8 protein-coding genes are annotated in these 6607 nt (G+C 59.9%); 3 read left to right on the top strand and 5 right to left on the bottom strand.

Annotated features, from left to right (window positions below):
• The 4 genes from dcm to AAFM15_RS00025 form a co-directional block, all read right to left on the bottom strand.
• Nucleotides 1-696 (bottom strand): DNA (cytosine-5-)-methyltransferase (gene dcm / locus AAFM15_RS00040; protein ID WP_371833055.1); only part of this gene is annotated, 696 nt, incomplete at its 3' end.
• A gap of 611 nt (nucleotides 697-1307) precedes the next feature.
• Complete coding sequence (locus tag AAFM15_RS00035; RefSeq protein ID WP_341684652.1) at nucleotides 1308-1886, bottom strand: rhodanese-like domain-containing protein; 579 nt, start codon at nucleotides 1884-1886, stop codon at nucleotides 1308-1310.
• A gap of 78 nt (nucleotides 1887-1964) precedes the next feature.
• Nucleotides 1965-2471, bottom strand: a complete 507-nt coding sequence (locus AAFM15_RS00030; RefSeq protein WP_341684651.1) for an N-acetyltransferase family protein — start codon at nucleotides 2469-2471, stop codon at nucleotides 1965-1967.
• Nucleotides 2472-2484: 13 nt separating this feature from the next.
• Nucleotides 2485-3096: a hypothetical protein gene (locus AAFM15_RS00025; RefSeq protein WP_341684650.1), complete on the bottom strand. Its 612-nt coding sequence runs from the start codon at nucleotides 3094-3096 to the stop codon at nucleotides 2485-2487.
• Between the two features lie 161 nt (nucleotides 3097-3257).
• Here AAFM15_RS00025 and phaP point away from each other — a divergent pair, with 161 nt between their 5' ends.
• Nucleotides 3258-3815 (top strand): TIGR01841 family phasin, encoded by a 558-nt coding sequence (gene phaP / locus AAFM15_RS00020; protein ID WP_341684649.1) that lies wholly within the window; start codon nucleotides 3258-3260, stop codon nucleotides 3813-3815.
• Nucleotides 3816-3908: 93 nt separating this feature from the next.
• On the opposite strand, the gene AAFM15_RS00015 is transcribed toward phaP, so the two are convergent.
• Nucleotides 3909-4742 (bottom strand): DMT family transporter, encoded by an 834-nt coding sequence (locus tag AAFM15_RS00015; protein ID WP_341684816.1) that lies wholly within the window; start codon nucleotides 4740-4742, stop codon nucleotides 3909-3911.
• A 161-nt stretch (nucleotides 4743-4903) separates the two neighbouring features.
• On the opposite strand from AAFM15_RS00015, the gene yajC reads away from it, so the two are divergent.
• Together yajC and secD are read left to right on the top strand one after the other, a co-directional pair.
• Nucleotides 4904-5224 (top strand): preprotein translocase subunit YajC, encoded by a 321-nt coding sequence (gene yajC / locus AAFM15_RS00010; RefSeq protein ID WP_341684648.1) that lies wholly within the window; start codon nucleotides 4904-4906, stop codon nucleotides 5222-5224.
• A 40-nt stretch (nucleotides 5225-5264) separates the two neighbouring features.
• Nucleotides 5265-6607, top strand: a 1343-nt coding sequence (gene secD, locus AAFM15_RS00005) for a protein translocase subunit SecD (RefSeq protein WP_341684647.1), incomplete at its 3' end; no start/stop codon positions are given.

The following is a 6607-nucleotide window of genomic DNA, read 5'->3' as shown; positions in this document are numbered from 1 at the left end:
GTGCTGCGGGACAAAGTGCGCGCCATCAATCACCTTGAAGAAGACCTGATAACCCAGCTCGTTTTGCAAGGTCCGGCGGATCACATCGAAAGTTCTGCCGCGATCATGTGACTGCAGGTTCTTCACATTCTCCAGCAGAAATGCCTTGGGACGTTTTTTTGCAATGATGCGTGCAACATCAAAAAACAATGTGCCTTGGGTTTCGTCTGCAAAGCCGTGTGCGCGGCCTAGGGCGTTCTTCTTGGATACGCCTGCGATCGAAAAGGGCTGACAAGGGAACCCTCCGAGCAGCACGTCATGATCAGGAATATCCTCTTCAAGAATCTGGGTGATGTCGCCGTTGATGGCATGCCCCCCGGGAAAGTTGGCGGCATAGGTTTTTTGTGCGTAGTCATCCCACTCGCTGGTGAAAACGCATTCACCGCCAATCGATTCGAAAGCCAGACGTATACCGCCCACGCCAGCAAACAGATCAATGAACTTGAAGTCACCTTTGCCGGTTGATGTTGGGCCAAAGTCCAGTAAACGCTGTAGCTCTTCAACCGCAAGTTGTGGAGGAGTGATCTCACCTTTTTTCCAACGCCGCAGGTTGCGTTCTGACGTCCCCAGACGCTCGGCCATGTTCATCCCGGGATGCTTTTTCTGTGCAGCTTCCAGGTAGGTGTTGAAAGCGTCCATATTGAAAGTAGTTTGCATGGCGGTTCTCGGCGGGAAATATTTCGGCCATTATGTCCGAAATATTTCCCCCTGTAGAAAAACACAGTAAAATTCTCCTGTCGAAATAAAAAAACGGGAGTCATCAATGCGACCAACTACTCATGCGCACCAGCCAACTGGTCTTCGGGTGTACGAGCGCGGCGGGTTAACGGGTGCCGCGAGCGCGGACACAACTGAGGTAGCGCGTTTTGGCTACTGTGAGCATTGCGAAATTGAGGTGCCAGTAGATGCAGGCGGTCTCTGTACTTACTGCTTCAACGATGTGGCCGATGAAGTAAACGATTAGCCGATCCAATTGCTGATGCAATTATGTAGGGCTCAGCTCGTCCCAAAACTCTCCGGCATTTGCACCGCCACCACCTCGCCGCGTGCTGTGATCACGTCACAAAGCGGAAGGCGGGCAGCGAGTCCATGTCACGGCCTTCGTGCTTGTACATGGCCGCCGCCGTAGCAATTGGGCTGAGAGAGAGACTGCTGCGCTTCGCTCGCAGTGACGGCCCCTGTGTGTCATGGCGAACGCAGTGACGCCATCTTGCCAATAAAAAACCCCGCCGAAGCGGGGTTGGGCGGGTGTCAGTAGACCATGTCGATCAGAACTCGTCCTTCACCGAGGTCAGCCCCAGCGCATCCCAGTCCAGCATGCCGCCGCGGTAGTAGTAGATCTTGTCTGCCGGGAAGCCGTCGCGAGTGATGGCGCGAATGGCCATGGGGCTTTGCGGGCAGGTGGGGCCGTTGCAGAAGGCATACAGCTTCTTGGCGCCTGCGCAGTCCCAGCCGCTGGCGGTTTTGCTGCAACCCAGTTCGTTCATGCGGGCAGCTACTTCGGTGTAGGGGATGCCGATCGAGCCGGGGATAGTGCCTTTGACGCGGTCGTTGCTGTCGCGCATGTCCACCACCAGCGCATTGCTGTCGCCCAAGGCGGCAATGATTTCAATCTCGCCAATCGGGTGCACGCCGGGGACGGGGACCAGCGGTTGCAGGGTGCCACCGTTTTTACCGCAGGGAGTCATGGTGCGTTTGATTTCGACCGTGCCTTTGGCGGTTTTGATGATGACGTTTTTCTGGTTCTCGAAAATGCTCAGTGGGGTGCCGACGGCGATGGTGGCGGCCTGGCCAAAGGCGAAGCTGCTGAGCAGAAGGCCCAGCGCCAGTGTGAGTGCTTTTTTCATGTTGTTCCTCGTAAATCAATAAGCACCTGAGTATGTGCTTGCTTGACTGAACAGAGGCTGACGAATACCCGTGGGGGTTTATGCGGGGCGTTGGTCCAGCTGCAGCTGCATGAACGTCAAGTCCAGCCAGCGGCCAAATTTGGTGCCCACTTCGGGCATTTGCCCGGTGACCACAAAGCCCAGTTTGTGGTGCAGGGCAATGGAGCCAGAGTTGCCCGATTCGATGGCAGCGACCATGACGTGTTTGTTCAGGCCCCGTGCACGTTCGATCAGGGCGTGCATCAGCTTCAGGCCCAGGCCTTGGCCGCGGGTGTTGGGGTGCACATACACCGAGTGCTCGACCGTGTGACGGTAGCCGTCAAAGGCGCGCCAGTCGCCGAAGCTGGCGTAGCCCTGCACCTGGCCTTGGGCGTCTTCAATCACCAGCACGGGGTAGCCCATGTTCTGGCGGGTCTGCATCCACTGCACGCGATTGGCGGCGTCGACCTTGACGTCGTTCCAGATGGCGGTGGTGTTGACCACGGCGTCGTTGTAGATGTCGGCAATGGCCTGTGCGTCTTCGGGGCGGGCGTCGCGGATGAGCATGGGTGTCTTCAGGTCAGGCGCCCAGCGCGGGGCCGTTGATGAGTTTGAGGTAGTCGTTGCGTGTGCGGGCAGATACGCTGGCCAGGGCTTTGTCGTACGAGGTCTGGTGGCGGGCCAGCATGCGGGCCGAAGCGACGGCGCGGCCACGACAGAACCAGTGGCAGGTGTGCTGCATGAGCAGCATTTCGGCCAGGATCAGAAAGGCGCGGTCTTTTTCGCCCAGGCTGGTGTTGCGCACGGCACGGCCAATGCCTTCGGCGTGAATGGCCAGGGCGCGGCGCATGTCAAAGCTGGCTTGTGGGACGAGCTTTTCCAGATAAGGTATGGACACTTTGGGTGTGCGTGCCAGGGGGGGGGCCAAGCGCGAGAAGGAGGTGGCCAGCGATACAAAGTCTTCGGCCAGGCGGGTTTCGGTGGGGGACTGCAGTTGCCAGATCTGGTGCTGGCGTTCGGGGTCTTTTTCGTCCAGAGCGCGCAAGTAGGCGTGGGTGAGCTGCTCCATGCTTTGCTCAATGCTGTAGGGGCGCAGGTGCTCGGCGAGCAATGCGGTGCGTTCCCGCTGGCCGCGGCGGTTGAGTGCCTGCATGGCCAGCACCACCAGAATAAAGACACTGAAAAACTCCATGCCCCGAGTGTAGTCAATGGGTGCGTACGGGGGCTGCAAGGCCTTGGATGGGTATGGCCGTTTTTGGAGAGTTGACTCTAAAGTGCGGGAAAACCCTTGCCATGGGTGGGTGGGGCTGGAACAATTGCTGCATTGCAACAAACTTCTTCAAGGAACCCATCATGAACTTCAACGCCGAACAATTCGCCGCTGCCAACAAAGCCAACCTGCAAGCCGCTGCTGGCCTGACCCAAACCGCTTTTGCCGGTTTCGAGCGTCTGGTCGAGCTGAACCTGGCCGCTGGCAAAGCTGCTGTGGGCGAGTCTTTCAGCAACGCCCAAGGCCTGCTGACCGCCAAGAACCCCCAGGAAGTGCTGGCCGCTCAAGCCGCTCTGGTGCAGCCCGCTTTCGAAAAGTCGGTGTCTTATGGCCGTCATGTGTATGACATCGTGTCCGGCACTGGCGCCGAAATGGCCAAGGCCGTGGAAGCCAAGCTGGTTGAAGGCCAGGAAGCTGTGCAAGCTCTGGTTGAAAACAACCTGAAAAACGCTCCCGCCGGTTCCGAAGCCGCTGTGGCCATGATCAAAAACGCCATGGAAGCCAGCCAGAACGCTGCCGAAACCATGAAAAAAGTGGCCAAGCAAGCTGCTGACAACGCCGAAGCCAGCCTGAAGGCTGCTTCCGGCCAGGCCGAAGCTGCTGTCAAGTCCGCCATCTCCAAGGCCAAAGCCAAGGCCTGAGTTTGAGAAGGCTCCTTCTGGGGCCTGATCTTGCAGACTTCAAAAGCGCCTGTGACCGAAAGGTCCAGGCGCTTTTGCTTTGGTGGGTAGTGCTTAAGGGGCGTCGGTGGCGACCGGGCCGCGGGCGTTGCTCCACGCGCTGCCCATCGAAGCGACCATCACCAGAGCCATGGCCAGCAGTTGCAGGGGGCTGAGCTGTTCGCCCAGCACCAGCCAGCCGGCAACCGCTCCGGTGGCGGGCTCCAGACTCAGCAAGATGCTGAAGGTTTGCTTGGGCAGGTGGCGCAGGGCGTACATCTCCAGGCTGTAGGGAATGGCGCTGGACAAGATGGCCACGCCCAGCCCGGCGGCCAGAAGGCTGGTGTCGAGCAAGGCGCTGCCCGCTTGGGCCACGCCAAAAGGCAGCACGGTCAGGGCGGCAAACAGCATGCCCATGGGTGTGGCCATGGCGCCAAAGCGTTTGGACACTCGTTGGCCAAACACGATGTACAGCGCCCAGCATGCCCCGGCGGCCAGCGCAAACGCGACGCCAGCCGGGTCGAGTGCGCTGCTGTCCAGGCCAGGCAGCGGCAACAGCAGGGCCAGCCCCGAGATGGCCAGCAACACCCACAGTCCGTCGAGCCAGCGGCGGGAGTTCCAGATGGCGACGGCCAGGGGGCCGGAAAATTCGATGGCAATGGCCAGCCCGAAAGGAATGGTCTTGATGGCGTTGTAGAACAGCAGGTTCATGGTGCCCAGCGTCAGGCCGTAGGCGGCCAGGGCAGGCCAGTCGCTGCGCTCCCAGCTGCGGCGCCAGGGGCGCCACAAGAGCATGAGGATGGCAGTGGCAAACACCAGGCGGAACGTGGTGGTGCCGGCCGCGCCCACCATGGGAAACAGGCTTTTGGCAAACGAGGTGCCCAAAGACAGGGACACCAGCGAGCCCATGAGGGCCGAAATGGCAAGTAAGGGAAAGCCCAAAGGCGTGCTCCACAAGGGGATTGATGGGGCCGATCTTAGCGCCGCATACAATCGCACGTTGGTTTGCAGTGCAGCGCTTGGTGTGCTGCTCTGCTCAAAACAACACCTCAGGTTTTCAGGAGAACCCCATGTTTATTTCTTCCGCTTACGCTCAGACCGCTGCTGCTGGTACCACCGAAGGCACGCTCATGAGCATGCTGCCCTTGGTGCTGATGTTTGTGGTGCTGTATTTCGTCATGATCCGCCCGCAAATGAAAAAGCAAAAAGAGCACAAGGCCATGATCGAAGCTCTGGCCAAGGGCGATGAGGTCGTTACCGCTGGCGGCATGCTGGGCAAGGTCAGCAAGCTGGGCGAGGCCTACATTGGCGTGGAACTGGCCACTGGCGTTGAAGTGCAGATGCAGCGCTCTGCTGTGGTGCAAGTGCTGCCCAAAGGCACCATCAAGTAATTAACGGCCACTTTTTCACCCTGTTGCACGCGATCTTGCTATGAACCGTTACCCGGTATGGAAGTACGCGATCATTGTGATCGCGTTGCTCTTGGGGGCCATTTACACGCTGCCCAACTTTTTTGGAGAGGCGCCTGCGGTGCAGGTGTCCACGGCCAAGGCCACGCTCAAGGTGGACTTGTCCACGCTGGGCAAAGTGGAGTCTGCCTTGCAGGCAGCTGGTTTGGCGCCGCGGCAGCTGTCGCTGGAAGGTACTTCCATCCGTGCACGGTTTGACAACACGGACGAGCAGCTCAAGGCCAAGGATGCGATTCAGGCAGCCTTGGTGCCTGATCCCAGTGACCCGCCCTATATCGTGGCGTTGAACCTGGTCTCGCGTTCGCCGGCGTGGTTGTCGGCGCTGCATGCGTCGCCGATGTATCTGGGCCTGGACTTACGCGGGGGTGTGCACTTCATGCTCCAGGTGGACATGCAGGCTGCCTTGACCAAGCGGGCTGAGTCGCTGGCGGGTGATCTGCGCAGCACACTGCGCGAAAAGGACATTCGCCATGGCGGCATCAACCGTGATGGCCAGTCCATCGAAATCCGTCTTCGCGATGCGCAACAACTCCAGGCCACCCAGAACCTGTTGACGGACCGTTTCCCCGAGCTGCAGGCCACCGAGTCTGCCCAGGGCGGTGAAACGCGCATGGTGGCGACCATCAAGCCCGAAGCGGGCCGCAAGATTCAGGAGCAGGCGCTCAAGCAGAACATCACCACGCTGCACAACCGGATCAACGAGCTCGGCGTGGCCGAACCGGTGATCCAGCAGCAGGGCTTGGACCGCATCGTGGTGCAGCTGCCGGGCGTGCAGGACACCGCCAAAGCCAAAGACATTCTGGGCCGTACTGCCACGCTGGAAGTGCGCATGGTCGATGAAAGCACCGAGGCGCGGGCTGCCGAGCAGGGCGCTGGTCTGGTGCCTTTTGGCTCCGAGCGCTACATGGAGCGCAACGCCCAGCCATTGATTGTGAAAAAACAAGTGGTCCTGACCGGCGACAACCTGACCGATGCGCAGCCCGGCTTTGACAGCCAGACGCAGGAGCCTGTGGTCAACCTGACGCTGGACGCCAAGGGTGCCCGCATCTTCCGCGATGTGACGCGAGAGAACGTGGGCAAGCGCATGGCCATCATCCTGTTCGAAAAGGGCAAGGGCGAGGTCGTGACGGCCCCTGTGATCCGCACCGAAATTGGTGGCGGTCGTGTGCAGATTTCCGGCCGCATGACGACGGCGGAAGCCAACGACACAGCGCTGCTGCTGCGTGCGGGTTCGCTGGCTGCGCCGATGGAAATCATTGAAGAGCGCACCATTGGCCCGAGCCTGGGCGCTGAAAACATTGCCAA

This window comes from Limnohabitans sp. (genome assembly GCF_038134685.1).
GTDB lineage: Bacteria > Pseudomonadota > Gammaproteobacteria > Burkholderiales > Burkholderiaceae_C > Limnohabitans_A.
The sequence above is the reverse complement of the archived record's forward strand: the minus strand, read 5'-3'. Positions and strand labels throughout refer to the sequence as shown.